Below are 25,589 nucleotides of genomic sequence, written 5' to 3'. Positions count from 1 at the left end.
GCCCGGTCCTGTCGTCATCACGCGCGCCCCACCATGCGCGGGCCACGCCGAGTGCCGTGCGGGCCGCGCCCCATACCCGAACTCCGAGGAGCAGTATGAGAGTCAACGGCAGCACGCGCCCCCACAGCGGCAGCCGAAGCAGTACCGATTCCTCCCCGCGACGCAGCTCTCGCAAGGCTCTTCTGAACGGCTCGAAGGCGGTGCTGGCCGTCGCGCTCGTCCTGGGTGCGGCCACTGCCTGCAACAAGTCGAGCGACGGGACCCACGCGGCCAAGGACTGGAAGGTCGGCGACTGCGCGGGGCCCGACAGCAGCGCGAAGGACGCCTACCAGCCCCTGGACTGCGGCGACTCCAAGGCGACGATCAAGGCACTGGAGATCAAGGACGGCGCGATCTTCTCCGATTCCATCCAGTGCCCGGCCGGTACGGACGCGATCATCTCGGTGAAGGTCTCCTTCGGTTCCGGCGGCGACGCCAAGTCCGGCATCCCCAGCAAGACCATCTGCGGCCGCAACCTGAGCGGCGACCACCCCGGTGACGCCGGTGCGGGCGGCGGTCAGCTGGTGAAGGGCGACTGCGTGGACGACCAGGCCAAGGAGGTCGCCTGCGGCAGCGGCGGCAGCGGTGTGAGCAAGGTGCTCGACCTGACGAAGAAGGCCGAGCAGTGTCCGGCCGGGAGCAAGCCCCTGGAGCTGTTCCCGAGCCCGGGTCGGCCCTACGACGCGATCTGCACCGGCAAGGCCTGACCGGCCGGCGCCGGAAGGTGTCATGCCCATGCACACACCACCGCGGCCGGTGAAGCGCACGCTTCACCGGCCGCGGTGCGTCCGCCGGACGAAGCAGCAACCCCGGCCGCACGGGCCCGATTCGAGGGCGGGGGCGCCTGCGCCGAGGCGTGAAGGGGCAGGTCTCGCGCCCCCCGAGGGGTGTTTCTTGAGGAGTTCCCGAGGCGGGGGAGCCCGGGAAGTGATGGAGTCCGCAGTGCGTGGCGGACCCACCGCCGACCGCACGGAGCGGGAAGAGTGGGGGCAGCGGTACGGACGACGAAGGAGGACCGATGACGGGTGTCGTGGCGATCCGGCGGAACGGGACGGCGGGGCAGGCCATGGAGCTCTTGGGGGCGCGGGACCGGCTCCTGCGGGCAGGGCGCGAGTTGTTCGGTGCGTACGGGTACGCGAACACGGGCATCGAGGAGTTGTGCGCCCGCGCGAAGGTGCCCGTCCACGTCTTCCAGCAGGAGTTCCTCTCCCGGGAGGTGCTGTTGATGGCGCTCTACGACGAGGTCGCGACCCATGGGCTGCGCGCGGCCGAGAACGCCCTGATGGCGGAGGGCATGGAGGACTGCTCGACGGAGGAACGGGTCCGGCTGCTCTTCGATGCCTATGTGAAGGCGGTCACCGAGGACCGGTGCGCGGCCCGGGTGGCGTTCGTCGAGGTGCTCGGAGTGAGCCGCGAGGTGGACAACCACCTCGCGACCTGGCGGGCCATGTGGATCGAGTTCCTGACGTCCGAGGCCGAGCGCGCCGTGCGCCGGGGCGAGGCGGTGGCCAGGGACCACACGGTGACCGTCACGGTGCTCAACCACTCGGTGGACGAACTCATGGCCCACCACGGCCGCCGGCCCCGCCAGGTCGACGCCGAGTGGCTGACCGACGAGCTGACCCGGCTCTCGCTGGCCATGATCCTGTCGTCCTGACGCGTCCGGTTGCCGGGTCGGCAAATAATGGGCCCATGGCAGACGGCGCGGAGCGAGCGGAACAACCTGACGACGAGATCACGACCGTTCTGACGGGCGTCGGACCGCGACTGCGGGCCCTGCGCCAGGAACGCGGCACGACGCTGGCGCAGCTCAGCGAGACGACCGGGATCTCCCTGAGCACCCTCTCGCGCCTGGAGTCCGGCGGCCGCAAGCCGACCCTCGAACTGCTGTTGCCGCTGGCGAAGGCGTACGGGGTGCAGCTGGACGAGCTGGTCGGCGCCCCGGCCACCGGCGACCCGCGCGTCCACTTCCGCCCCTTCACCCGCGACGGCATGACGTTCGTACCACTCACCCGGCACCTCGGTGGGCTGCACGCGTACAAGCAGATCCTGCCCGGCGGGCGCGGGTCCACGGGGCCGCTGGAACAGCGGGTGCACGAGGGATACGAGTGGCTGTACGTGCTGGCGGGGCGGTTGCGGCTGCTGCTGGGCGAGCACGATCTGGTGCTCACGGCCGGTGAGGCCGCCGAGTTCGACACGCGTACGCCGCACGCCTGGGCCAGCGCCGGGCCCGAGCCGGTGGAATTCCTCAGCCTGTTCGGGCAGCAGGGGGAGCGGATGCATGTGCGGGCCCGGCCCTCTTCGGGCAACCGGTAGGCAGTCCCGGGCTCAGACCCGGAGCTTCGGCGGGAACCCCGTCCAGCACAGCTCGTCGGGCAGATGCCGCATGTCGTTGGAGACCAGGACCGACGCCGGGCGGTCGGGGGCGCAGCGGATCACCGTCAGCGAGGCATTGCCCGCTCAGGAATGGGGCGTGTACGGGCCGCCCAGCCCCCACGCCTGATGCATCGCGTCGGCGAACGCGCCCGCCAGCGCGTGCTCGCCGGTGGGGCCGGGGTGCGTTCCGTCGTACGTGTCCTCGTGGATGTCGTACCCCGGAGGGCGGGAGGCCAGCAGGACCGGGGACATCGGGTCGTCGAGGTCGGCGACGGCCTTGGCGAGCAGCTCGTTGAAACGGTCGCACTCGGCGGCGAACGGGGCGTCCGACTCGGCCCGGATGTTCGGTATCACGGGCATGAGGACCATCTTGACGTGCGGGTTGGCGGTGCGCGCCGCCGTGATGAACGCCCGTGCGTTCAGGGCGGTCTGGTCGCTGTCCGTGTAGAACCCGAGGTCTATCAGGCCGAGCGAGACGAGCAGGACGTCCGTGCGGTGTCCGGTCACCGTGCCGGCGATCACCGGGGCCATGTGCAGCCAGCCCTCGCCCCAGCCGGCCAGATGGGTGCGGGCCCAGGCGGGGAAGTCCGGCGCGCCGTACTCGTGGCTGACCGGGGCGCCCGCCGCCGTGTCGTACAGCGCACTGTGCGGCCCGACGATCGTGAACGGCGCACCGAGGGTGGAGGTGAGGTGCTGCCACATCCGGTAGCGCCAGGTGAAGTCGCCGGCGCAGCCGATGGTCATGGAATCGCCGACAAACGTGAACCGCATGGCGTCATCATTGCGGATCTCTCCCGCCACCTGCGACGTGACGATGGACACTTGTGCCATGCGTTCGTACCTGACTGCGTCCGGAGCCGCCGCGCTGCTCCTGTTCACCGGGGCGGCTCCGGCCGTGGCCGACGACGGAGCCGACCGGAGCTTCACGATCGAGGACCCCCGGATCACCGAGTCCAGCGGCCTCGCCGCGAGCCGCGCCCACCCCGGCATCTACTGGACGCACAACGACAGCGACGACGGGCCGTACGTCTACGCCGTCGACTCCCGGACCGGGAAGACCGTCGCGACGATCACCATGAAGGGGGTGGGCGAACCCCGCGACGTCGAGGCCATCTCCCTCGGCCCGGACGGCAATCTGTACGTCGGTGACATCGGCGACAACCTGAACGGCAGCTGGGACCACGTCTGGATCTACCGCTTCCCGGAGCCGAAGGAGCTGAAGGACGCCACGGTCTCCGCCACCCAGTTCGACGTGAAGTACGCGGACGGCCCGCGCAACGCCGAGGCGCTGATGGTCCACCCCGTGACCGGGCGCGTCTACATCGCGTCGAAGAACGAGGACGGCGGCGGGCTGTACGAGGGCCCGGCGAAGCTGACCACCGGGGCCGCCAATGTCTTCCGGCGGGTGGGTGAGGTGCCGTGGGTGACGGACGGGGCGTTCTCGCCGGACGGCAAGGAGCTGGTGCTGCGCTCGTACTTCAGCGCCCGGGGCTACGTCTTCGAGAACGGCCGGCTCGGCGCCGACCACGCGGTCCGGGCACCGATCCAGCGGCAGGCCGAGTCCGTGACGTACACGGCGGACGGCTCGGCGCTGATGTTCGGCTCGGAGGGGGAGCAGAGCGACGTGGAGCGGGTGGACGTGGAGAGCGGCAACGGGGGCGACGGGAAGTCGCCGTCCCGGGGCGGCGACTCCTCGGCCGCGTCCGCCGGGGCGGGGAGCGGGGGTGCCGGTGACGGGAAGGGGACGACCCTGACCGGTGTGCTGGTGCTCGCCGGCATCGGGTTCCTGGTGTTCATGGGGAGGCGCCGGAAGGGGAACTGAGCCGGCGGGGAACCGAGTCGGCCCGCCGTTGTCAGTGGTCGGTGCGAGAGTGGCGCACGTAGGCACAACACTTGCGGAGGGCACCTCGTGGGCACCTGGGACATCGGTCATTTCGACAACGACACCGCCGCGGACTTCTCCGGCACGATCGACGACGCGCCGGAGGCCGGGCGGGCAGCGGTGATCCGCGATGCCCTGGTCGTCGCGATCGAGGCGGACTATCTGGACAGTGACGAGGGCGCTCCCGCCGTCGCGGCGGCCGCACTGGTCGCCTCGCAGTGTCCGGGCGGCGAGCCGGTGACCACGGCGTACGGCCCCGACAAGCCGCTGCCCGTCCTGCCGACGGACCTGCGCCCCCTCGCGGTGAAGGCGCTCGACGCGGTGCTGGGCGAGAATTCGGAGCTGCGCGAGCTGTGGGACGAGGCGGGGGACAAGGAGTGGGCCCCGGGCATCGCCCGGCTCCGGGAGGTGCTGGTGGCGGCGGCCGGCTGATCAGGCGCGGGGGCGGCCGGCCCGGATGAGCTCGTCGACATCGAGGGTCACCGGGGCGCCGATCGACTCGGGGAGGGTGACGGTCTGCCCGGGGGCGTACACCTGGTGGCTGTCGTAACCGCCGCCCATGGGCTCGGTCAGGACGTGCACCCGGCCGTGCTTGCGGTCGATGATCACGTACACCGGGATCTTGGCCTCGGCGTAGGCGGCGACCTTGTTGCGCAGGTCGCTGTTGTAGTTGCTGGAGGTGACCTCCAGCACGAGGCGGAAGACGGCGGGGTCGTAGCAGTTGTTCTCGATCAGGTGCTCGTCGAAATCGGCGTCGACGATCGCCAGGTCGGGGATGGCGAAATCCTCGGGGCCACCGGGGAGCCACAAACCGATCCCTTGGAGGACGCAGGTCTCCTCGCCGTGAAGGCCTGCGGCCAGGAAGGGAATCATGAGCGTGGTCAGCGCGTTGGCATGCGGGCCGTCCGGGGGTGGGGCCACGGTGATGACGCCTCCGATGATCTCGACACGGCAACCCGGGTTCTGCTCCGCGAGCCTGTTGGCCATTGCGAGCAGCGACTCCGGCTCACCGTCACAGGGGTGCTCGACTGCTGCTGCAGACATTGCGGGCCTCCTGAAGGGGTGATGTCGAGGTCATCATCGTAGGCCGATCCGTTCGCCAGGGACCGAAGGTCGTTCCGCCACCCGGCCGAGTGAACGAGGAAGGGCCCCGAGCTGACGCGCGGGGCCCTTCCTCATACGGGTACTACGTCGTCACAGCTTCTCGATCACGTAGTCGATGCAGGCGGTCAGGGCCTGGATGTCCGACGGGTCGATCGCCGGGAACATCGCCACGCGCAGCTGGTTGCGGCCCAGCTTGCGGTACGGCTCGGTGTCGACGATGCCGTTGGCGCGCAGGGCCTTGGCGACGGCGGCGGCGTCGATCTCGTCCGAGAAGTCGATCGTGCCGATGACCTGCGAGCGCTTCGCCGGGTCGGTGACGAACGGGGTCGCGTACTTCGACTCCTCGGCCCAGCCGTACAGGTTCTGCGCCGAGGCGGCCGTGCGGCCGGTGGTGAAGTCCAGGCCGCCCTGGGTGTTCATCCAGGTCAGCTGCTCGTTCAGGAGGAACAGCGTGGCCAGGGCCGGGGTGTTGTACGTCTGGTTCTTCAGGGAGTTGTCGATCGCCGTGGGCAGCGAGAAGAACTCCGGGATGTGGCGGCCGGAGGCGTGGACGCGCGCGGCGCGCTCCAGGGCCGCCGGGGAGAAGACGCCGATCCACAGGCCGCCGTCGGAGGCGAAGGACTTCTGCGGGGCGAAGTAGTAGACGTCCGACTCGGTGATGTCGACCGGCAGGCCGCCCGCACCGGAGGTGGCGTCCACCAGGACCAGGGAGCCCTCGTCGGCGCCCGCGACGCGCTTCACGGGCGCGGCGACACCGGTCGAGGTCTCGTTGTGCGTGAAGGCGTACACGTCGACGCCGGCCTCGGCCCGCGGATCCGGGTGGGTGCCCGGGTCGGAGGCGATCACGGTCGGGTCGGCCAGCCACGGGGCGAGCTTGGCGGCCTTCGCGAACTTCGACGAGAACTCGCCGAAGTTGAGGTGCTGGGACTTCGTCTCGATGAGCCCGTGCGTCGCGATGTCCCAGAAGGCGGTGGAGCCGCCGTTGCCCAGGATCACCTCGTAGCCCTCGGGGAGGGAGAAGAGGTCGCGCACGCCCTGCCGCACCGCACCGACCAGGTTCTTGACCGGGGCCTGGCGGTGGGACGTACCGAGAAGAGACGTACCGGTGGCGGCCAGCGCGTCGAGCGCCTCCGTCCGCACCTTGGAAGGACCGGCGCCGAAGCGTCCGTCGGCGGGCTTGATGTCAGCGGGAATCTGGATATCGGCCACGAACCGGAGCGTAATGCCTCCCGGACACGGCCGAGCACCGTGTCCGTCGGATGAGACGCCCGCTCCGGCCCGTGGACGGCGTACGGGTACCGGCGGTCAGCCCAGATCCACCGGCAGCTCGTGCAGGTCGTTCTGGGTGACGATCGGCTTGTTCCGCAGCTCGGACGTGGGTACGGCGAGCTTCAGCTCCGGGAACCGCTCGTACAGCGCGGGCAGTGCCACGCCCGCCTCCAGCCGGGAGAGCGCCGCACCCGGACAGACGTGCGGGCCGTGGCCGAACGCGATGTGGCGGTTGGGGGAGCGGGTGACGTCGAAGTCACCGGCCGTCGGACCGTGCTGCGCCTCGTCGCGGCCTAGCGCGCCGAAGGAGACGATCAGTGCCTCGCCCTTGGGCAGGACCTTGTCGCCCACCTCGATGTCCTCGGTGGCGAACCGGATCAGTACGTGCGACGTGGGGGTGTTCCAGCGCAGGGTCTCCTCGATCACGTTCTCCCACGGCACCTGGCCGCCGAGCACCTGCTCGCGCTGCTCGGGGTGCGTCTGGAGCGCGACGACCGCGTTCACGATCAGGCTGATCGTGGTCTCGTGACCGGCCGCGATGATCAGCTGGAGGGTGTTGACGATCTCCTCGCCGGTGAGCTGGTCACCGTCCTCGGAGGCCGCGATCAGGGCGCTGGTCAGGTCGTCGCCCGGGTTCTCGCGCTTGTCGTCGACGATCTTCGTGAAGAGCTCGCCGAGGTCCGCCATCATCTGCGGGACCTCCTCCGGCGGCGTCTGCGTCGAGAAGAACTTCTCGAACAGCTCCTTCAGCCGCGGGTGGTCCGCGCTGTCCACCCCCATCAGCTCGCTGATCACGTTCATCGGCAGCGGGTAGGCGAACTCCGCCTTCAGGTCGACCGGCTCGCCCTTCGGCAGCGCGGCCAGCCGGTCCAGGCTCGCCGCGGTCAGCGCCTCGACGCCGGCCCGCAGCCGCTCCACCCGCTTCACCGTCAGCGCCTGCGCGACCAGGGTGCGCAGCCGACGGTGGTCGGCGCCGTCGACCGTCAGCATGGAGCGGCCCGGGTTGGCGAGGCCGATCAGCGGCCAGTCCATCGGTATCTCGCCGCGCTGCCAGGCGTTCCAGACGTTGATGTCCTTCACGATCCGGCTGTCGGTGAGCAGCTGCCGCGCCTCGGCGTGGTGGGTGACCGCGTAGCAGTGCACCCCGCCCGGCAGTTCCACCTCGGCGAGCGGGCCCGCGGCCCGCAGCCGGGCGCTCTCGCCGTCGAGGTCGGTGACGAAGGGGTCGAGGGCGATCCGGGTCATCTCTGGCCTCCGGTGTCGGTTCCCGCGGCGGGTCCCAGGGCGAGGGTGGGTGTGAAGGTCAACGGCAGGTTGGTCAGGCCCCGCAGCCACGGGGACGGGCGCCGGGTGAGCTGCTCGGCGGGGACGGCGAGGTCGATGTCCGGGAGCCGGTCGAGCAGTACCTCGATGCCGGTACGGGCGATGACCTCGGCGGTCTCCTGGGCCGGGAACGGGCAGCGGTGCTCGCCGTGGCCGAAGGAGAGGAACGCGTTGTTGCCGCCGGTCATCTCGGAGCCGTCGGTGCGGACCTGCGGGTCGGCGTTGGCGGCGGCGATGCCCAGCACCAGCAGGTCGCCTGCCTGGATGTGGCGGCCGCCCAGGCGGGTGTCGCGCGAGGCCCAGCGTCCCGCGATGTTCTGCGACGGGGTGTCCTCCCACAGGACCTCGTTCATGGCCTCGGCGACGCTGTGCCGGCCGCCCGACAGAGAGGCGGCGAACCGGTCGTCGGTGAGCATCAGCCGCAGCGAGTTGCCGATCCAGTCGGCGGTCGGCTGGTGGCCCGCAGCCATCATGACCATCAGGTCCTGGGCGATCTCCTCGTCGGTGAAGTGGCCGCGGTCGGCGATCATCCGCGAGGCGACGTCGTCGCCCGGTTCAGCGTGCTTGTCGGCCAGCAGCTGGAACATGGAGGACGCGAGGTGCTGCTGGCCGGCCAGTGCCCGTTCCCGGCCGTCGATCATGTCGTTGAGCGAGCCGACGAGCGCGTGGCCGACGGTGTCGCTGAAGCCGTAGATCTTGGCCAGGACGCGGGCGGGCAGCAGCATCGCGTACTCGGCGATGATCTCGGTGCCGCCGGTGGCGCAGAACTCGTCGATGAGGGCGTCGGCGAACTCCTCCGCGTACCGCTTGAGCGCGAACGGGTCGACGGCCTCCAGCGCGTCGCTGATCATCGCGGCGCGTTCGGTGTGCCGGGGGCCGACCGTGTACAGGATCGACGGCTGCTTGCGGCCGATCATCGGCAGGAGCGGCCAGTCGTCGGGGATGCGGTCCCACTGGTTCCACAGGTCGGAGTCGCGGCTGAACAGCACCGGGTCGCCGGTGACCTGGTGCAGTTCGCGGTAGCCGATCACGAGCCAGGCCGGGATGTCGCCGTCGAGGACGATCGGGGCCACGGCCCCGTGGTCGCGGCGCATCTCCCGGTAGAGCCCGGTCGGATCGGTCTGGAACCGGGGGCCGGAGAGCGGCTGGCGGCCCTGGGAGACGGGGCAGCCGGAGGGCGGGGCCGGGGGCTGGGTCACGAGGTGGGCTCCGGGGTCTTCTCCGGCGCGGTCTCCGGACGGGTGGCGGCGGACCGGGCGGCAGCCCCGCCCTGCGAAAGGGTGTGGAGGTACTCGACCAGCGTGATCAGTACGTACTTGCTGGACGAACGGTCCCGGGCGTCGCACTCCACCAGGGGAACGTCGTCCGAGAGGGCGAGTGCCTCGCGTATCTGCTGTTCGGTGTGGAGCGGGCCGCCGAAGTCGTTGCAGGCCACGATGAACGGCGTGCCGTGGTGCTCCAGCCGGTCGATCGCGTACCAGGAGTCGGCGAGCCTGCGGGTGTCGACGAGCACGACGGCGCCGAGCGTGCCGGAGAACAGCCGGTCCCACAGGAACCAGAAGCGCTCCTGGCCGGGGGCGCCGAAGAGGTACAGCACGGAGCGCTCGTCGAGCGAGATCCGGCCGAAGTCGAAGGCGACGGTCGTGGAGGTCTTCGACTGCACGCCGTCGAGGTGGTCGACGGCCTCGCCCGCGCGGGTCATGGTCTCTTCCGTGTTCAGCGGACGGATCTCGCTGACGGAGCGGACCATGGTGGTCTTGCCGACGCCGAAGCCGCCGACGACGACGATCTTCAGTCCGTTGTCGGCCGTCGCCCGCAGGGCGGCACGGTCAGAGGTTGCGGAGTCCAACGAGCACCTGTTCCAGGATCTCGGGGTCGGGGAGCCGGTCCGCGACACGGGCAGTACGGGGGTGGCGGGCGCTGATCCGTCCGGTGTCCAGCAGGTCGGACAGCATGATCCGGACGATGCTGACGGGCAGACCGAGGCCCGCCGCGATCTCCACGACTGCGGTGGGCAGTTGGCACATCCGCAGGATCGTGACGTGCTCCGACTGCATGCCGGGGGTCGGCTCGCACTCGGAGACCACCAGCGTCACCAGGTCGAACGCGTCCGAGTCGGACCGGCTACGGCCCCCGGTGAGGGTGTACAGCCGGTCCGGATCGTCGTCCCGGCCGGGGCGGCGGGGGCGGGTCATACGGCCGCGTCGGCGTCGGCGGCGCTGATCCCGGAGGCCGCGGGGGAGCGCGGCGGGGCACTGAGGTGCTCGCCGAGCTGCTCGACGAGCTCGCTCATGTTGTGGCCGATGAGGCCGACGTCGGAGTCCTCGGAGGCGACGACCGCGAGATGGGCGCCCGCGCCCGCCTCGACGATGAACAGCACTCCGCCGTAGAACTCGGCCATCGCGGACCGTACGCCGCCGCTGCCGTCACCGAACTCGACGGAGGCGCCGTGGGACAGGCTCTGGATGCCGGCCGAGATCGCGGCCAGCTGGTCGGCCTGGTCGACGGAGAGCTCGGGGGTGCGGCACAGCTTGAGGCCGTCCCTGGACAGGACGAGGGCGTGACGAGTGCCGGGGGTGCGCTCCAGGAGCCCCTCCAGCAGCCAGTTGAGCTTCTCGTCGGTGGTGGCGGTCATCGGGTGTTGCCTTCTTCCGGGTGCGGGGTATTGGGCCGGACAGCCTGGCGGAAGCTGCTGAAGCGGGCTGCCTGTTCCTTGGGGTCTGAGGTGCGGGGCCGGGGGGTCGCGGCGCCGTCGCCGTCGCCGTGGGCGTGGGCGCGGGCCTCGGCGGCGGCGAGGGTACGGCCGCGGGGGCGCTTGGGCAGCCCGCTCTCGCCGAACCGGGGGAGGTGGCCGGTGGTCTCGGCCGCGGGGGAGTCCGCGGGGGTGGAGTCCGCCGGGGCGGGGGTGGCCGGTCCGGCGGTGGCCGGGGCGTGCTGCGGGCGCCGTGCGTCGGGCGCGACCGCTGCTGTTCCCGTCCCCGCCGGCGCGGTGCCGTGGGTGGGCTCCGGCTCGGACACCGGCCGGGCCGGCTCCGGGGCCGGTACGGGGGCCCGGGTGAGGAGCTCCTGCGGGAGCATCATCAGCGCGCCCGTGCCACCGCGCGCCGACGGCCGGAAGGAGACGGTCAGACCGTGCTTGCGGGCCAGCCGGCCGACGACGGCGAGGCCGAGCCGGGTGCCGGAGAGCCCTGTCAGGTCCTGGTCGGTGGCCGACACCGCGCGCTCGGCGCGGCGCAGTTGCACATCGCTCATGACCAGGCCGCTGTCCTCCACGGTCAGGACGATGCCGGCCGGCACCTCCTCGACGTACACATGGACCTCCGCCGTGGGCGGCGAGAAGTTGGCGGCGTTGTCGAGGAGTTCGGCGAGCGCGTGCATGACGCCCTCGGCGGCGTGGCCGGCGACCGCGACATCGCTGGTCGAGTGGAGCCGCACCCGCTGGTAGCCGCTGATCCGGCCCATCGCGCCGCGCAGGATCGATTCCATCACGATCGGCTTGGCCCAGCGCCGCCCGGAGCGGGCGCCGGTCAGTACGGCGATGGAGTCGGCGAGCCGGCCCGCCTGGGCGGTGCGGTGGTCCAGGTGGAGCAGATCGCCGAGCACGTCCTCGGCGGAGTGCCGGTGCTCCATGTCACGCAGGTCGGCGAGCATGCTGGTGGCCAGGGCCTGCATCCGGCCCGCGGCGTTGGCGCAGGCGGCGACCGCGGCGGAGCGCTCGGTCTCGCTGCGGGTCGCGCGGGCCCTGAGCCGCTCGGTCTCGGCGGTGAGCCGTTCGGTCTCGGCGGCGGCCTGCGCGGTGAGCCGCGCGGTCTCGGCCTCGACAGCGGACCTGAGGCGTGCCGTCTCGGCCGCCGCCGCGGACTTGATCCGGGCGGTCTCGGCGGTGAACCGCTGGCCCTCGGCCGCCGAGGCGGACACGAGGCGGCTGATCTCACCGGTGAACCGCTGGGTCTCCGAGGCGAGCCGGGCGCGCAGACGTCCGGCGTTGGCACGGGCCTGGACGGCGACGGCCACGGCGGCGGACAGCACCACGGCGGTGGCGCCCGCCCCCCAGGCCAGCGCGGTCCGTACCGAGTCGGGGGCGGCGACGACCGCCCACAGGCACAGGGATCCGGTGACGGCCAGCGATATCAGCAGGGCCACTGCGGTCGGCCGGGATGAGGGGCTCAATGGGAGTCCTTGGAGGCGGACGGGTACGGACGGACAGAACGGACAGGCGGGATAGATCGGACAGATCGAACGGTTCAGATCGGGACAGTTCGGAACTGCCGGCGTGAATACGGCAACTGGAGCTGACAATTCCAAGACAAGTCTCGGTCACTATATGAGAATTGACGCTCTCTTTGGGAAGATCTTGTGGCGTTCTTAGTTACGTATGTGACTACGCGTCCGACGTATTCCGACGTACTGACGTATTCAGGGGAAACGGGCGGCGCCGGACGGCCCAGTGGCCCGATCAACGGCATCCTGGGCCCCATGGCCGCCCACCGGAATCCGACGGAACGCGCCGAACTCGCACAGGCCCTGCGCACCGCGGTCCGCGGGGAGGCCGACTTCGGTACCACCGCACGTGCGCTGGCGACGATGGACGCCTCCAACTACCGCCGCGTACCGCTCGGCGTCGTCTTCCCGCGCGACGCCGACGACGTGGCCGCCGCCCTCGCGGTCTGCCGCGCACACGAGGTCCCCGTGGTGCCGCGCGGCGGCGGCACCTCCATCGCGGGACAGGCCACCGGCACCGGCGTCGTGCTCGACCTCACCCGCCATCTGCGCGGGATCACCGAACTGGACCCCGGCTCCCGCACCGCCGTCGTCCAGCCGGGCGTGGTCCTGGACGAGCTGCGCGCCGCCGCCGCCCCGCACGGCCTCACCTTCGGCCCCGACCCGTCCACGCACAGCCGCTGCACGCTGGGCGGCATGATCGGCAACAACTCCTGCGGCGCGCACTCGGTCGCCTGGGGCACCACGGCCGACAACGTACGGGCCCTGACCGTGACCCGCTACGGCGGCGACACCCTGCGGCTGAGCCGGGGAACGGTCCCCGGGGCCCTGACCGGCCTCCCCGAGCTCATCCGCACCCACCTCGCTCTGCTGCGCACCGGATTCCCCGAACTCCCGCGCCGTATCTCCGGATACGCGCTGGACGCCCTCCTGCCCGAGCGCGGGACCGATCCCGCCCGGGCCTTCTGCGGCAGCGAGGGCACGCTCGGCGTGGTGACGGAGGCGACCGTACGACTGGTCGAGGCCCCGGCCGCCCGCGCCCTCGCCGTACTCGGCTACGCCGACGAGGCCGCGGCCGCCGAAGCCGCCCCCGGCCTGCTCCCGCACCATCCGCTCACCGTCGAGGGCATGGCCGCCGATCTCGTACGCGAACCGGCCGGGCTGCCGCGCGGCGGAGCCTGGCTCTTCGTCGAGACGGGCGGCGCCACCCCGGCCGAGGCGCGGGCGCACGCCGAGCGCGTCCTGCGGGCGGCCGGCGCGCTGCACGGCACGGTCGTCACCGACCCGGCCGGGCAGCGGACCCTGTGGCGCATCCGGGAGGACGCGGCAGGCACCGCGACCCGGATGCCGGACGGCACGGAGGCCTGGCCCGGCTGGGAGGACTGCGCCGTACCGCCCGCCCGCCTCGGCCCCTACCTCCGCGACTTCCGCGCCCTGCTCGCCGGACACGGGCTGCGCGGCACCCCGTACGGGCACTTCGGCGAAGGCTGCATCCACGTCCGGATCGACTTCGACCTGCTGAGCCCCGAGGGCGTGGCCCGCTTCCGCCGCTTCTCCGAGGACCTCGCGGACCTGGTCGTCGCGCACGGCGGATCACTGAGCGGCGAACACGGCGACGGCCAGGCCCGCGCCGAACTGCTCCCGCGCATGTACGGGGACGAACTGGTCGCCCTCTTCTCCCGCTACAAGGACATCTGGGACCCGGACGGCGGCATGAACCCCGGCATCCTCGCCCGCCCCGCCCGGCTCGACGAGAACCTCCGCTTCGAGGTGCTGCCGAAGCGCCCGGTGGACGTCGCGTTCGGCTACCCGCACGACGGCGGCGACTTCTCCGCGGCGGTGCGCCGCTGCGTGGGCGTCGCCAAATGCCGTACGGCCCGGCCTGCGGGCACCGGCGTGATGTGCCCGTCGTTCCGGGCGACCGGCGAGGAGGCCCACTCCACCCGGGGCCGGGCCCGGCTGCTGCACGAGATGCTCGCGGGCGGGGCGGGCGGGGCGGGCGGCGTGATCACGGACGGCTGGCGCTCGACGGAGGTACGGGACGCCCTCGATCTCTGCCTGTCCTGCAAGGGCTGCCGCAGCGACTGCCCGGTGGGCGTCGACATGGCCACGTACAAGGCCGAGTTCCTCCACCACCACTACCGGCGGCGACTGCGCCCGGCCGCGCACTACTCGATGGGCCGGCTGCCGCTGTGGCTGCGCCTGGCCGCCCCGTTCGCCCCCGCCCTCAACGCCCTGGCCCGGATGCGCCCGCTCGCCGCCCTGGCCAAGCGGCTGGCGGGGATCGCCCCGCAGCGCACGATCCCCGTCCTGGCGCGGCAGACGTTCACCCGGTGGCTCGGCCGGCACCGGGGCAAGGGGACGGCGATCCCCGCCGACGGCCACGTGGTCACCGTCTGGCCCGACACCTTCACCAACCACCTCTCGCCCGAGGTGGGGCGGGCAGCGGTCCGGGTCCTGGAGTCGGCGGGACGCCGGACGCTGCTCCCCGGCCGGCCGGTCTGCTGCGGCCTCACCTACGTATCCACGGGCCAGCTGGACAGGGCCCGCAAGGTCATGCGCCGCACCCTGGACCGGATGGGCGGCATGCTCGGCGCCCCCGTGGTCGTCCTCGAACCGAGCTGCGCCGCGACCCTCCGCACGGACCTGCCCGAACTCCTTCCCGACGACCCGAGGGCCGCCGAACTGGCGGCATCCGTAAGGACCTTGGCCCAGTACCTGGAGGAGTACGCCCCCGACTGGCGGCCACCCCGCCTGAACCGCCCGGTCACCGGCCAGACCCACTGCCACCAGCACGCGGTCCTGGGCGACGCGGCGGAACGCCGACTGCGCGAACGGGCTGGACTGACAGGTGAGTTGAGCGGCGGCTGCTGCGGCCTGGCCGGAAATTTCGGCTTCGAGAGGGGCCACTGGGACGTATCGGCGGCCTGCGCGGAGGAGAGCCTGCTGCCCTCGGTACGGGCATCGGAACCGGGAACGGCCTTCCTGGCGGACGGCTTCTCCTGCCGGACCCAGCTGGAACAACTGGGCGGCGTGCGGGCACGGCACATGGCGGAACTGCTGGCGGAGGGGCTGCCGCCGGAACCGGGTACTTCCTGCGGTTGAGGAGCTGGGCGGGGCGGCCGGAACCCGAGCTTCGGGAGCCGGGGTTCGAGCTTCGCGGAGGTCCCGTTCACTCTTTCGTGCGTACGCGGAGAGGCCCGGGTCCGGGTCTTGAGCTTCGGGTTCCGGGAGCCGGGTTCCGGGTGTCGGGATTCGAGCGGTGTTGTACAACCGGTGGGTAAATGAAGGGGGTTGGGGAAGCCTCCCCACCCTCCCCGACCCGTCACGGCCAGCAAGTATGACTAATCGTGACCGACTTGCGGCGCGAAGTCGCGGCTGTTTACGGTGCCGAACGTAACGACCCCGACGCGGTGTTAGCGCACCGGCCGGGGTCTGACCCCAAGATCGAGAGGCCGATCCCGTGGCTGTTTCAAACCTTAGCCCTGCCCCGCGCGCGTCCGCATCCTCGCGCTCCCACCCGACGGCGAGGCCCGGTTACGGCAAGCGATCAGTTCCGGATCAACGCCCGCACCGCGAGGGCGACTTCGCGCTGTTACCCGAACGTGAGCGGCACATCGCGGGCTTCGTCGACGCGCTGCCCGACGGTGCGGCGATGGACATCAAGTCGCTGGCCAGGAGCCAGCCGCTGTACGGGCAGATGGCCGTCGGCAGCGCTCTGCGGGCCCTGGGCGTGGCCGGTCATCTGCGCCACGTCCGGTGCCTGAGCGGTGAGGGCGGCCAAGTCCGCTGGGTCACCCGCACCTTCTGGTCCCGGTGCGCCCGTGACAACGAGTGGTGGGACACCTTCCTCACCGCCGAGGAGCGCCGCTCCGCACCGGCGGAGGCCGCAGTGCCTGCCGCGCCCGGGGTGGGCGCCCCGGCCGAAACGTCCGTACCGGCACCTGCACTCGCACCCGCGCCCGCGTCCCTGCACGTACCGGCGCAACCGCCCGTCACGACAGTGCCGCAGCAGCGCACCGCAGAGCCGGAGGCGGAGCCTGGGGCGCGGCCGGAGGCGGGGCCGGGGCCGGTCGCGGACCGGCAGCCCTCTCCCGCCTTCCTCGCCCTGGCCCGCCTCGGTCGCACCGAACCCCGCCTGGCCCTCTCGGCAGCGGACTGTGCGGCACTGGAGCAGGCGGCCGCCGAGTGGCTCACGCGCGGGGTGGACACCGACTACCTGACGCGCGCCCTCACCGCCGGTCTTCCCGCGTCCGTCGACTCGCCCTTCGGCCTTGTCCGCCGCCGCCTCCGCGACAAGCTCCCGCCCCGCCTGCCCGCCGCAGCCCCGTCCGTGCCGGGAACTCCCGTACGCCGCCTGATGGTCGAGTGCACCGAATGTGGCGTCCCGGGAAGGCCCGAAGCGTTCCGCGACGGCCTGTGCAGGCCCTGCCGCCAACCCGACCCCGACCCGGAGGTATGACAACGGCCCTCGCCGCGCGGCGAGGGCCGGTGACTCAGGGGTCGGTTGGTCAGCGGGTCACCCGTGGTGCTTGGCGAACTCCACGAGGCCGGTGAACCCGTCATGGGTCAGGGTCAGGTGCGGGCCGTTCGGGTTCTTGCTGTCACAGACCAGGAACTCACCGGTCGTGCGCGCGTGGTCGGGCGCCCACTCGATGCACTGCCCTTCACCGCCGCTTGTGAACGAGCTACCCGCGAAGTACGGAGCTAGAGAGCCGGGGTGAGGAGTCCCTTGTCCAGGGCCTGGTGCAGGATGGGGAGGATCTCCTCGGGCTTGAGGTCGACGGCGTCGAGGGCTTCGTGGGTCAAGGGGACCTCTTCGAGCAGGTACTCGCCGCGGCCTTCCTGGCTGAACTCGGGGCCGGTGCGGTCCTCGAACGACCAAGTGCTGATCGGCACGAGGTAGAAGTGCTGGCGGTCCTCGTCGTCCTCTAGGACGTGCAGCAGACGCAGGTGCTCGACCTCGCCGGCGATCTCCTCCTTGATCTCGCGGCGCAGGGCGTCCTCGTGGGTGACGTCGGACGTCTCGACCTTGCCGCCCGGGGTGACCCAGTAGACGGGGACGCCCGGCCTGATGCGCTTGATCAGCAGGAGGGTGTGGGATGGGGTGGTGAGGATGGCGCGGACGCGTTCGGTCACGGGGTGCTTCCTTCGGTGCTTGTCGGGTCAGTGGAGGTGCCAGCCACCGTCAACGTGCAACGACTGGCCGGTGATGAACGATGCGGAGGGCGCGGCGAGGAACGCCACCGCGGCGGCGACGTCCTCGGGGCGGCCTCGCCGGGGTACGCACTGGCGGCGGACCTGGTCATGGGGGGCGGTGCGGTGCTGGTCGTTGGACACGTCCTGGGTGCCGACCTGGATGGCTCCGGGTAGGACGGTGTTCACGCAGATGCCGTCGGGGCCGAGTTCGCGGGCGAGGGAGCGCGTGAAGCCGAGCAGTCCGGCCTTGGCGGTGCTGTAAGCAGTGAGGCCACGGCGTCCGACGCGGGCGTTGACGCTGCCGATGTTGATGACACGCCCCCACTGGTTGCGGATCATGCCGGGCGTGACCGCCTGACTGACCCGGTAGTGGATGGTCAGGTTGACATCAAGGGCCTGCGCCCACTGGGCCTCGCCGGTGTCCTTCCATTCGACACGAGGGTAGGCCCCGGCGTTGTTGACGAGGATGTCGATGCTGCCGAGCTCGGCGCGTACCTGATCCTCCAGCCGGGCGACGGCGTTCGGGTCCGTCAGGTCCGCGTTGATCTCGATGGCCGTGCGGCCGCCGCGGCGGACGCCATTGATCACGTGGCGCGCGTCGTCGAGCTGCGCGAGGTGGTTGACCGCGACGGAGGCACCGGCCGCACCCAGCGCGCGGCTGATCGCGGCACCGATGCCGGTCGCACCGCCGGTCACGAGGGCCACCCGGCCCCGGAGGGGCTGCGCCAGGATGGGGAGTTCAAGGACGGACAGGGTCATCGTCGGCCCCTTTCGGCGGTGATTGTGGTTCGGGCGAAGTCTTCGAGTGTGGTTGCGGGGGACTGGGACTCGGCGAGCTTGGCCAGGATGAGGAGCAGGGCGCCGTCGGAGAGGGTGGCCGGGGCGAAGACGCCGAGTATGCGCGCGGCGAGGAAGCCGCGGATCCGGCGGAGAAATTGGTCGGGCTCGATTCCGGCGGTGGCGGCCAGATCGACGTGGATGCGCTCAACGAGGCGGTGGACAGCGGCGTGGCGGCCGGCCCCGACGTCCCAGGTGTAGGTGACCTCCAGCCATCGGGTGGTCATGGAGAGGGCGTGCTGCTCGATGCGGGGAGTGGCCACCGGTCGCAGGGCGAGCCGCAGCGTACGGGCGTAGACCTCGGGCTGGATGACCGGGACGAGCCATCCGCCCATGGAGAGCAAGTACCACAGCAAGGTGGCGATCTCGCCGGCCAGCGTGTTGCGCCCGGCGTACTCGAAGTCCAGCCAGCACAAGGGGTCGGCGATGTTTGGTTCCGTGGGATCTCCCTGCGTGACGGCCGTGACCCACCTGCCGTCCCCCGCAAGGAGTTCCCGGGCGTCCCTCATGATTTCTGGAAGGTCCAGCCGTACCACCACGCCGTTGACCACGATCTCGTACGCGGCCAGCTCGCGCACAGAGATGACGTGGCCTCTTCCGAGAGAGACCATTGGGGGATTGCGGAGGTACCAGCTCCCGATCCGTCCGCCGGGCCGGATGCGGTCCTGGTAGAGGGCTGGGACGCAGGAGGACAAGGGGCTCCGGCAACCCGTGGCCGCAGCGGCGGCCTGGAGGTCGTCACAGACGGCGTCGATCAAAGCGATCACTCGGCCGGTTTGCGCCGGGTCGAGGTCCGCGAGACCGATCACGTCACCGAGGAGCAGCGAGCATCCGCCGCCATCGCCGAAGACGTCCTCGTACACCACCTCGTGGGCTGCTGCGTCGACGCCGAGGAGACGCGGCACTCGCAGGTACGGAGCGACCGCTTCCCACCCACGCACCTCGGCATCGACCGTGCCCGATCGGAGCGTCTTGCGGAACACGCTGCCTGCCGCGCTCATACGTCTGCCGGGGGAGAGGAGAGGGTGCTCAACCAGTGCCCCAGCACCGTGTGGGCGAGCGCCTCGGCCTTTGCCGGATCGGTGCGGGCCCCGCGCCGCGTGTCGTCATGGTTGCCCGGCTCACGCTGGAGAAACAGCGCCAAGGCATCGTCGTCCGAAGGGCACTCCGCGCCCTCGAACCGCAGCATGATCTTCGCGAGGAGCGCGGTCACCTTGAACAACGACCGCAGGTCGGGGGCACCCCGGAGGAGCTGACGCCGGATCTCGACGGCCGCCTGCACGCCGGCCTTCACACTCGCTTCCACGTCATGCGCGACGCCGGGGGCGGGAAGGTCGAGGTCGGCGCTGCACCACAGCGGGGTCAGCGACCCGGTACCGATGAGCGTGAGGACGTGCAGGAGCCGCGAGGTGACGGCACCGGTCCGGCATTCGTCCCGGCTGAGCACCGTCAGGCCCAGTTTCACCCCGCCGAGATCCTCCTCCAGGCCGGCGAGGATCTTCCGGAAGGCAGGCAGGTTGCCGTGTTCGGCGATTGCGAACACATCGAGGTCGCTCCAGCCGTGCTGGTACTTGCCGCGGGCACCGCTGCCGGTGACCACGAGCAGGTCGATCAGGCCGGGTTCCTGGCCGATGCGGTCCAGCAAGGAGGACAGGTACGCCTCAAGCCGGACGGGCAGGCCGAGTGAGTTGACCGGCGCGGTGACGGGGCGGCGAAGCAGCCAGCGCTGGGCGAGCGCGATGCGGTCGAGGCGGCGTTCGAGCGCCAGGCGTGTTCCGTCGTTGTCGATGACGTCAGTCGCCAGATCGATGATCCGGGCAGCTCCGCGCCCTTCCTTCACCTTGTCGCGTTCGACGACGTCATCCGGCCCGGCGGTTCCGCGTTCGCGCCGCACGCGCTGCGTAGTGTCCACGTACAGGATGCGGAGCTGGTTGCCCAGCATCCGGCGCAGCTCGGCCGTCGACTCGAAATCGTGCAGAGACTCGATGGTGACCCGGTCAAGGAAATGGTGTGCCGCGCAGTACCGGTCGAGGCCGTCCACGATCAACTCCGCCTGGACGACCGGCGCGAGCGCGTACGGGTCGGCGATGCCTGCGTGCAGGGCGGACTCGGCCAGCAGGTGGCCGATCTTGAGCCGACCGAACCCGTGCCGCAGACGCAGGTACTCGCCGGCCGTGCTCTTCCCGCTCTCGGACAGACCACCCAGCGCGATGACGTGGACCCCGGGCAGCGCGCGGGCGGGAAGGAACGGGTGTGCGCCGTGGAGACTCCGCCGGATGGCGTCCTGCACCGCGACCACCCGGCGGTCTCCGACGACGATCCTCACACGGAAGCGATCCTCGTCGACCAGGCGGTTGATGTGGGCGTGAAGGTGCCCCTGGTAGGTGACATAGGGCGGGGTGACGCTCGTCTCGTGCGAGAGACTGCGCTGCGCGCCGATCACCGGGTCCGGGTCGTGAATGAGTACGACGCCGTCCTCAGCAGCCTCGACGGCGGCGATGTCGTCCTGGAAAGGCGACAACAGTTCTCGTACCCGATCGGCCGCGTGGGCTACGTCGAGCCGTTCGCGCACCCCGACGGTCCCCGCGAGCGAGGCTTCCAGCATCGGAATGCCCCGGTCCAGGAATCGGACCTGCGCCGTGACCTTCTGCTTCGCCCTGGTGATGTACGAGCTGGCAAGGACGTCGGCGACCTCTTCGATCGGGCCCTTCTCGAACCACCAGATACCCATGCCCTCTTTCTTGATGCGGGCCCAGCGAGGGTCGAACTCGTCCAGGGCGCCGCCACTTTGCGCCTGCGACCCGAGCCGACGGGCGAGAATTCCGATCTGCTTGGTCTTCCCGACGTTGTCCGCACCGCTGAAAGCGATCGTCGCCTCCGAGGGGACGTGCTGCGGCTGTTCCATGACCTCTTCCTCCACTTCCGCGGAAGGCCGAACACCGAGGGGAGGGCATCGGCCGTACGTGAGTTTCTTTGGTTGGTCAGGGGATGAGCTGGATGTTGTCGGCGGCCGTCGTCCACTCGATCCCGGATGCGGGACGGATGTGGGCGACCCTGACGGTGCGCCCGTTTGTCTCCTCATGGACGATCGCGGTGAGCTGGCCCTCGCCCCGGCTCGCAACGTCCCGCACCCTCTTGTGGAGCCACGGGTGCTCGTCCTCGTGGAAGAAGGACCCGACGCCGCTCACCGGGGGTTCTCCTCGTCGGCCGCGACGTTGTTCTCAGCCCGTGCGAGGAACCTCTCGAAGCCCTCGGCGGCGCGGGCCACAAGGTCCGGACTCGGGACGCCGTACTCCGGCTGCTCGTCCGGGTCGCGGGGGAGGGACGTGGGCATCGCGCGCTCCTGCGGGTCAAGTTGGTACAACGGGCCGCACATTGCGAACGGACGGGACGCGACGCGGCCCGCTGCCTCGGGGGAGCCGTCCGGAGGGTCCTTCAACCTCCGGGGGCGTGTGACCAGTCAATGAGGAAACTCGCTCGTGGGACCATCTGCGACGCGATATGCGCATACGGCTATGCGCAATGCGGGTACGGGTACGTGCCTGATGGGGTTGAAACCCATGATGAGGGGGGACGTTGAGCATTTCGCCCAAGGCCAGGGAAGCGTCCCGGGCGAGGGACTATGGCAAGGTCATCGAGCTGGTGCGCACGGATGCGCGCATGACGCAGACCCAGTTAGGTCAGGCGTGCGGACTGTCTCAGTCGGCGATCTCGCGCCTGGAGAAACGTGGAGTGCGCTCGTACGCGACGGATGTGCTGACGGCGGTGGCCGCACACCTGAGTATCCCGAGGTCGCTGCTGGGTCTCGCGGAATCAGCACGAGATGGGTTCGAGCACGTGGAACGACGCAACTTTCTTGGCGGGGCGGTCGCCGTAGTTGTCGCCCCTGCTCTCTCCGTCTTCCCCGACCCCGGTGGCGAAGCATCCGGTCAAGCCGCCACCTTGAGACTCGGGACGGCGTCGTACCGGCGCCTGGACGCGTCGACCCCGTCCCGCGAGCTTGCCGAAGCCGTTCGCTCGCATCTCCGGCTCGTCGAGAGCCTCGCCGGGGCGGCGCCGGACGACAGGCACCGGGCCCGCCTGGCGGCGGTCAGAAGCGAGGCGGCGAGTCTGCTGGGCTGGCTCTCCTGGGACATGGGCGATCACGGCTCGGCGCGGAACCGGTACGGCTTGGCGATCACGGCCGCACGAGCCGCCGGTCACCCGCTGCTGGCCGCGTACCAGGCCGGGAGCCTCGCCCAGTTCGAGGCCGACGCGGGCAACGGCGTCCAAGCCCTGAATCTGACCCGCAGGGCCCGCAGGCTCCTCGATGAACGCAGTCCGGCCGTGGCGGACGTGTGGCTCACGTCGGTGGAGGCGCTGGCCCATGCGGCGGCGGGGAACGAACGCGAGGCCGACCGTGCGCTGACCACGAGCCGGTCCCTGGCCCAGAAGCTTGAGTCTGCGGAACAGCCCCCGTGGCCATGGGTTTTCACGTTCAACGAGGCGAAGGTCGCGGCGGCCCGGGTCACCTGCGGTGCCCGGCTGGGACTTCCGGGCTGGGTACTCAACGCCGACACGGAAGCGCTCGCCACCGGTCATGCGAAGCAGCGGGCCTTGCTCGTCCTCGACATCGCGGCCGGGCACCTGGCGGCGGGCCGCGTGGAAGCCGCGTTTGCTCAGGCGACCCGTGCACTGGGGACTGGTCTCCAGTACCGTTCCGGGCGGATCGTGGACCGGGCCCGAGCGGTCAGGCGCGCCTACCGCACCGGGTCGCCGCCCAAGGTCGTCCGGGAATTCGACGAGCGTCTTCACGACGTCTACCTGTAGCTGAAGGAGGGCAAGCAATGCGTGTGGGAGTCACTGGTCACCGCGGACTGAACGCCGATGTGGAACGGCGCGTCCGCGAACTCCTGGAGGTCACCGTCAAGTCCTACGACGCTGACGAACTGGTCGGCGTCTCCTGCATCGCGGACGGACCCGACGCGTGGTTCGCCGAGTACGTCCTCGCGCACGGCGGACGCTTGGAAGTCGTCGTGCCGGCCGACGGATATCGGGAGAGCCTCCCCGGAGAACACTGGCCGGTGTACGACAGGCTGATGAGCCACGCGGCCGAGGTCCACCAGACCGGCATGACGGACTCCAACTCGGCCGCACACATGGCGGGCAGCGAGATCCTCGTCGGCCTGGCGGACGATCTGCTGGCCGTGTGGGACGGGAAGCCTGCTTGGGGCTTCGGCGGCACCGCCGACGTGGTGAGCTACGCGGAGCGCACGGGCGTGCCGGTACGCATCCTGTGGCCCGAGGGTGCGAGCCGCTAAATCTGTACTTCGCCGGACGGGGCCGTTACTTGGGACCGCCTCATGGTGTGGGTGACGCGTCACTCCGGCGGCTGGCTGTACCGCTCCACCAAAGCCTCGCCCTGGCCCATCTCGGCCGTACCGAACCCCGTCTGGTCCTCTCGGCGGCGGACTGCGCGGCGCTGGAGCAGGCGGCTGCCGAGTCGTCCCAGCCGCCAGCGGCTTGAGACCCCTGCGGAGGTGCTCCGTTGACCGCCGTGGACGCTCCACGGGAGCTTCCCCCGGTCGTGTCGCTGTCGGATGCCCAGCAGCGCGGCGTGCGCTGTGTGTTCTGCGGCGTCCCCCTGTCCGCCGAGACTGCCGTCGACCTCGGCCCCAGAGCGATCGGCGTGTTCGAATCCACCGTTCACTGGTTCCCCCGTTCCTGTCGGAAGGACATGCCGATGTGATCCCCCTGACGAAGACCGTCCGCCCGAGCGGCGACGCCGCGTACCGCGCGCTCCTCGGCCATACCTGCGTGCACTGCCTGCCGGTGCGCGCCGTGTCCGGCCGCGGTTCGCCTCAACCGCGTGTGGCGGGCGGCCCGCCGATGATGTGCGGCCGCTGCCAACAGCCCATGACTCCCAGGGAGTCGAAGACGTACGACTGTGCGTCGGCGCATGCAGACCGACAGGGAATGTGAGGCATCGCGGTCTCCCCCTCAAGTTGATCGTGATCAGCCGAATAGCTGGGAACCGAGCGGGTGTTGCCGGTCGAAGCCGGGGAGGATCAGGAATGTCGCGCTGGCGGTCGTGGTGGTGAAGGGCAGCAGTGCGTCGGAGGCCTCCATGTGGGTGAGGGTGGCGGTGAAGGTCCGCAGGTCGTTCTGGAAGCTGATGAAGAGCAGGCCGGGGGCGGGCTCCTCGGTGCTGTAGGAGCGGCGGAGCATGAGGCCGACCCCGACCACGGTGGCGTGCGCTCTGCGCGCGTGGGCGTCCGCGGGGACGAGATAGCGCCCGTCCGGTGTCTTGGCTCCGAGTTCCGGGCCCGAGGCGGCGGTGCCGCCGGAGAGGGGGACGCCGCTGGCCCGGCGCCGCCCGAAGACCGCTTCCTGTTCGGCCACGGACAGGGCGGCGAACCGCGGCAGGTCGAGTTCCATGCGCCGCAGCACGGCAAGGGTGCCGCCGGCGACTGCGGGGGGCCCCGCCAGCCACAGGTCGCGTTGTTGTTCGGCGGTCGTGTGCGGGCCCACGATGCCGTCGATGAAACCGAGCGGGTTGCGTGGCGCGGTGAGGCCGTTGCCGACGGACACGTTCGTACCGCGGCGTGCGGACTGGCGCCAGCGTTCGCGGACGCGGTCACCGGCCTGGTCCAGAAGCGCGGCGGCGACGACCGGTAGGAGCAGCGCGTCGCCGGCGCAGATCTGTATCAGCAGGTCACCGCCGCGTGCTTGCGGGGCGATCCGCTCGCGGGAGAATCGCGGGAGGTCGGCCGCGCCGGGCAGCGAGGCACCAGCCGTGCGCACCAGCCGGGGGCCCACGCCGACGGTCACGGTGAGGTCGCCCGGCGGCAGGCCCAGCAGCCGCGTGTCGGTCCCCGCCGTGAGTGTGCGGATGGCCTGGCCGAGTTCGGCCAGTAACGGGCCGGGAGCCACGGTGGCACCGAGGTCGGCCACCACGGCGAGCAGGTTGGGCTGGGCCGACCGGGGGAGCGTGATGCCTGCCTGATGGCGGCCCGTCGCCGGAACCGGCATGGGCGTGGCCCCTGGGGCAGGGGCGTGCCGGCCCGGCCGGGCGGAGTCCGATGTGCACCCGGCGGTCAGACCGGCGGCCATCATGGCGCCGGCGACTTCGAGGAACGTGCGGCGTGACGGGTGATGATCGGCTCGGCGCATGGGGGCAGAGTGCCACACCCGAATCGCGCGTACCGGTCAACCCTGCCATTCTGGCGCGGAATTGGGCGGCATGCCAGACTGGGATCATGCCTCGATTAGCTCTTCGCGTGTTGGCGGCGGTAGTGGGCGCGCTGACACTGGTGACCGGCTGCGGCGACGATGGCGAATCGGGCAAGGGCCGGCGTCC

26 protein-coding genes and 2 pseudogenes are annotated in these 25,589 nt (G+C 71.1%); 10 read left to right on the top strand and 18 right to left on the bottom strand.

Annotation, left to right across the window (positions count from 1 at the left end; genetic code table 11):
* Positions 1–95 precede the first annotated feature (95 nt).
* From IE107_RS28855 to IE107_RS28845, 3 genes are all read left to right on the top strand, one after another.
* Positions 96–746, top strand: coding sequence for a hypothetical protein (locus IE107_RS28855; protein WP_189547278.1), 651 nt, complete (start codon positions 96–98; stop codon positions 744–746).
* Positions 747–1,105: 359 nt separating this feature from the next.
* A complete protein-coding gene (locus tag IE107_RS28850) occupies positions 1,106–1,696 on the top strand; it encodes a TetR/AcrR family transcriptional regulator (protein WP_189547305.1) in 591 nt (196 codons plus the stop codon).
* Positions 1,697–1,731: 35 nt separating this feature from the next.
* The gene (locus IE107_RS28845; protein WP_189547277.1) at positions 1,732–2,355 is read left to right on the top strand and encodes a helix-turn-helix domain-containing protein; all 624 of its coding nucleotides are present in this window, start codon (positions 1,732–1,734) and stop codon (positions 2,353–2,355) included.
* Between the two features lie 12 nt (positions 2,356–2,367).
* Here the strand turns inward: IE107_RS28845 and IE107_RS35370 are convergent.
* Both IE107_RS35370 and IE107_RS28840 read right to left on the bottom strand, forming a co-directional pair.
* A pseudogene (locus IE107_RS35370) lies at positions 2,368–2,493 on the bottom strand (histidine phosphatase family protein); the annotation flags it as partial.
* A gap of 6 nt (positions 2,494–2,499) precedes the next feature.
* Positions 2,500–3,246, bottom strand: coding sequence for a GDSL-type esterase/lipase family protein (locus tag IE107_RS28840; protein ID WP_229867308.1), 747 nt, complete (start codon positions 3,244–3,246; stop codon positions 2,500–2,502).
* On the opposite strand from IE107_RS28840, the gene IE107_RS28835 reads away from it, so the two are divergent.
* Complete coding sequence (locus tag IE107_RS28835; RefSeq protein WP_189547276.1) at positions 3,245–4,237, top strand: YncE family protein; 993 nt, start codon at positions 3,245–3,247, stop codon at positions 4,235–4,237. The two genes, IE107_RS28840 and IE107_RS28835, sit on opposite strands and share 2 nt — an antisense overlap.
* A gap of 87 nt (positions 4,238–4,324) precedes the next feature.
* Positions 4,325–4,729 carry a DUF4259 domain-containing protein gene (locus IE107_RS28830; RefSeq protein ID WP_189547275.1) on the top strand — a complete coding sequence of 135 codons (405 nt, stop codon included), beginning with the start codon at positions 4,325–4,327 and terminating at the stop codon, positions 4,727–4,729.
* On the opposite strand, the gene IE107_RS28825 is transcribed toward IE107_RS28830, so the two are convergent.
* From IE107_RS28825 to IE107_RS28790, 8 genes are all read right to left on the bottom strand, one after another.
* A complete protein-coding gene (locus IE107_RS28825; protein ID WP_189547274.1) occupies positions 4,730–5,341 on the bottom strand; it encodes a Uma2 family endonuclease in 612 nt (203 codons plus the stop codon).
* A 150-nt stretch (positions 5,342–5,491) separates the two neighbouring features.
* A complete protein-coding gene (gene serC / locus IE107_RS28820; protein ID WP_189547273.1) occupies positions 5,492–6,610 on the bottom strand; it encodes a phosphoserine transaminase in 1,119 nt (372 codons plus the stop codon).
* A 96-nt stretch (positions 6,611–6,706) separates the two neighbouring features.
* Positions 6,707–7,915: a cytochrome P450 family protein gene (locus tag IE107_RS28815; protein WP_189547272.1), complete on the bottom strand. Its 1,209-nt coding sequence runs from the start codon at positions 7,913–7,915 to the stop codon at positions 6,707–6,709.
* On the bottom strand, positions 7,912–9,192 hold the full coding sequence (locus tag IE107_RS28810) for a cytochrome P450 (protein ID WP_189547271.1): 1,281 nt from the start codon (positions 9,190–9,192) through the stop codon (positions 7,912–7,914). The genes IE107_RS28815 and IE107_RS28810 overlap by 4 nt, the downstream gene beginning before the upstream one ends.
* On the bottom strand, positions 9,189–9,842 hold the full coding sequence (locus IE107_RS28805; protein ID WP_072485747.1) for a GTP-binding protein: 654 nt from the start codon (positions 9,840–9,842) through the stop codon (positions 9,189–9,191). Before IE107_RS28805 ends, IE107_RS28810 begins: the two co-directional genes overlap by 4 nt.
* Positions 9,823–10,188, bottom strand: coding sequence for a DUF742 domain-containing protein (locus IE107_RS28800; protein ID WP_072485746.1), 366 nt, complete (start codon positions 10,186–10,188; stop codon positions 9,823–9,825). Before IE107_RS28800 ends, IE107_RS28805 begins: the two co-directional genes overlap by 20 nt.
* Positions 10,185–10,628, bottom strand: a complete 444-nt coding sequence (locus IE107_RS28795; protein ID WP_189547270.1) for a roadblock/LC7 domain-containing protein — start codon at positions 10,626–10,628, stop codon at positions 10,185–10,187. Before IE107_RS28795 ends, IE107_RS28800 begins: the two co-directional genes overlap by 4 nt.
* Positions 10,625–12,163: a sensor histidine kinase gene (locus IE107_RS28790; RefSeq protein ID WP_189547269.1), complete on the bottom strand. Its 1,539-nt coding sequence runs from the start codon at positions 12,161–12,163 to the stop codon at positions 10,625–10,627. Before IE107_RS28790 ends, IE107_RS28795 begins: the two co-directional genes overlap by 4 nt.
* A gap of 306 nt (positions 12,164–12,469) precedes the next feature.
* Here IE107_RS28790 and IE107_RS28785 point away from each other — a divergent pair, with 306 nt between their 5' ends.
* Both IE107_RS28785 and IE107_RS28780 read left to right on the top strand, forming a co-directional pair.
* On the top strand, positions 12,470–15,319 hold the full coding sequence (locus IE107_RS28785; RefSeq protein WP_189547268.1) for an FAD-binding and (Fe-S)-binding domain-containing protein: 2,850 nt from the start codon (positions 12,470–12,472) through the stop codon (positions 15,317–15,319).
* A 358-nt stretch (positions 15,320–15,677) separates the two neighbouring features.
* Complete coding sequence (locus tag IE107_RS28780) at positions 15,678–16,676, top strand: MarR family transcriptional regulator (RefSeq protein ID WP_229867307.1); 999 nt, start codon at positions 15,678–15,680, stop codon at positions 16,674–16,676.
* Between the two features lie 57 nt (positions 16,677–16,733).
* On the opposite strand, the pseudogene IE107_RS35365 reads toward IE107_RS28780, so the two are convergent.
* The 7 genes and pseudogenes from IE107_RS35365 to IE107_RS28750 form a co-directional block, all read right to left on the bottom strand.
* Positions 16,734–16,892: pseudogene (locus IE107_RS35365) on the bottom strand (DUF397 domain-containing protein); the annotation flags it as partial.
* 29 nt (positions 16,893–16,921) lie between these two features.
* Positions 16,922–17,353 (bottom strand): NUDIX hydrolase, encoded by a 432-nt coding sequence (locus IE107_RS35360; RefSeq protein ID WP_229867306.1) that lies wholly within the window; start codon positions 17,351–17,353, stop codon positions 16,922–16,924.
* 27 nt (positions 17,354–17,380) lie between these two features.
* Complete coding sequence (locus tag IE107_RS28770) at positions 17,381–18,172, bottom strand: SDR family NAD(P)-dependent oxidoreductase (protein ID WP_189547267.1); 792 nt, start codon at positions 18,170–18,172, stop codon at positions 17,381–17,383.
* A complete protein-coding gene (locus IE107_RS28765) occupies positions 18,169–19,251 on the bottom strand; it encodes a hypothetical protein (RefSeq protein ID WP_189547266.1) in 1,083 nt (360 codons plus the stop codon). The genes IE107_RS28770 and IE107_RS28765 overlap by 4 nt, the downstream gene beginning before the upstream one ends.
* Complete coding sequence (locus IE107_RS28760; protein WP_229867305.1) at positions 19,248–21,155, bottom strand: nucleotidyltransferase domain-containing protein; 1,908 nt, start codon at positions 21,153–21,155, stop codon at positions 19,248–19,250. Before IE107_RS28760 ends, IE107_RS28765 begins: the two co-directional genes overlap by 4 nt.
* A gap of 76 nt (positions 21,156–21,231) precedes the next feature.
* Positions 21,232–21,438 carry a hypothetical protein gene (locus IE107_RS28755; RefSeq protein WP_189547265.1) on the bottom strand — a complete coding sequence of 69 codons (207 nt, stop codon included), beginning with the start codon at positions 21,436–21,438 and terminating at the stop codon, positions 21,232–21,234.
* Positions 21,435–21,584 carry a hypothetical protein gene (locus tag IE107_RS28750; RefSeq protein ID WP_189547264.1) on the bottom strand — a complete coding sequence of 50 codons (150 nt, stop codon included), beginning with the start codon at positions 21,582–21,584 and terminating at the stop codon, positions 21,435–21,437. Before IE107_RS28750 ends, IE107_RS28755 begins: the two co-directional genes overlap by 4 nt.
* Before the next feature lie 242 nt (positions 21,585–21,826).
* Here IE107_RS28750 and IE107_RS28745 point away from each other — a divergent pair, with 242 nt between their 5' ends.
* The 3 genes from IE107_RS28745 to IE107_RS28735 all read left to right on the top strand — a co-directional run bounded on the left by IE107_RS28745 (position 21,827) and on the right by IE107_RS28735 (position 23,978).
* Positions 21,827–23,059: a helix-turn-helix domain-containing protein gene (locus tag IE107_RS28745; RefSeq protein ID WP_189547263.1), complete on the top strand. Its 1,233-nt coding sequence runs from the start codon at positions 21,827–21,829 to the stop codon at positions 23,057–23,059.
* 17 nt (positions 23,060–23,076) lie between these two features.
* Positions 23,077–23,550 (top strand): hypothetical protein, encoded by a 474-nt coding sequence (locus tag IE107_RS28740; protein WP_189547262.1) that lies wholly within the window; start codon positions 23,077–23,079, stop codon positions 23,548–23,550.
* A 236-nt stretch (positions 23,551–23,786) separates the two neighbouring features.
* Positions 23,787–23,978 carry a hypothetical protein gene (locus tag IE107_RS28735; RefSeq protein ID WP_229867313.1) on the top strand — a complete coding sequence of 64 codons (192 nt, stop codon included), beginning with the start codon at positions 23,787–23,789 and terminating at the stop codon, positions 23,976–23,978.
* A gap of 266 nt (positions 23,979–24,244) precedes the next feature.
* Here IE107_RS28735 and IE107_RS28730 read toward each other — a convergent pair whose 3' ends face one another.
* Complete coding sequence (locus tag IE107_RS28730; RefSeq protein WP_189547260.1) at positions 24,245–25,402, bottom strand: Dyp-type peroxidase; 1,158 nt, start codon at positions 25,400–25,402, stop codon at positions 24,245–24,247.
* Positions 25,403–25,589: the final 187 nt, after the last annotated feature.

Origin of the sequence: Streptomyces gelaticus, from assembly GCF_014649535.1 — a bacterium.
Classification (GTDB): Bacteria; Actinomycetota; Actinomycetes; order Streptomycetales; family Streptomycetaceae; genus Streptomyces; species Streptomyces gelaticus.
This window is presented reverse-complemented; position numbering and strand designations above follow the sequence as displayed.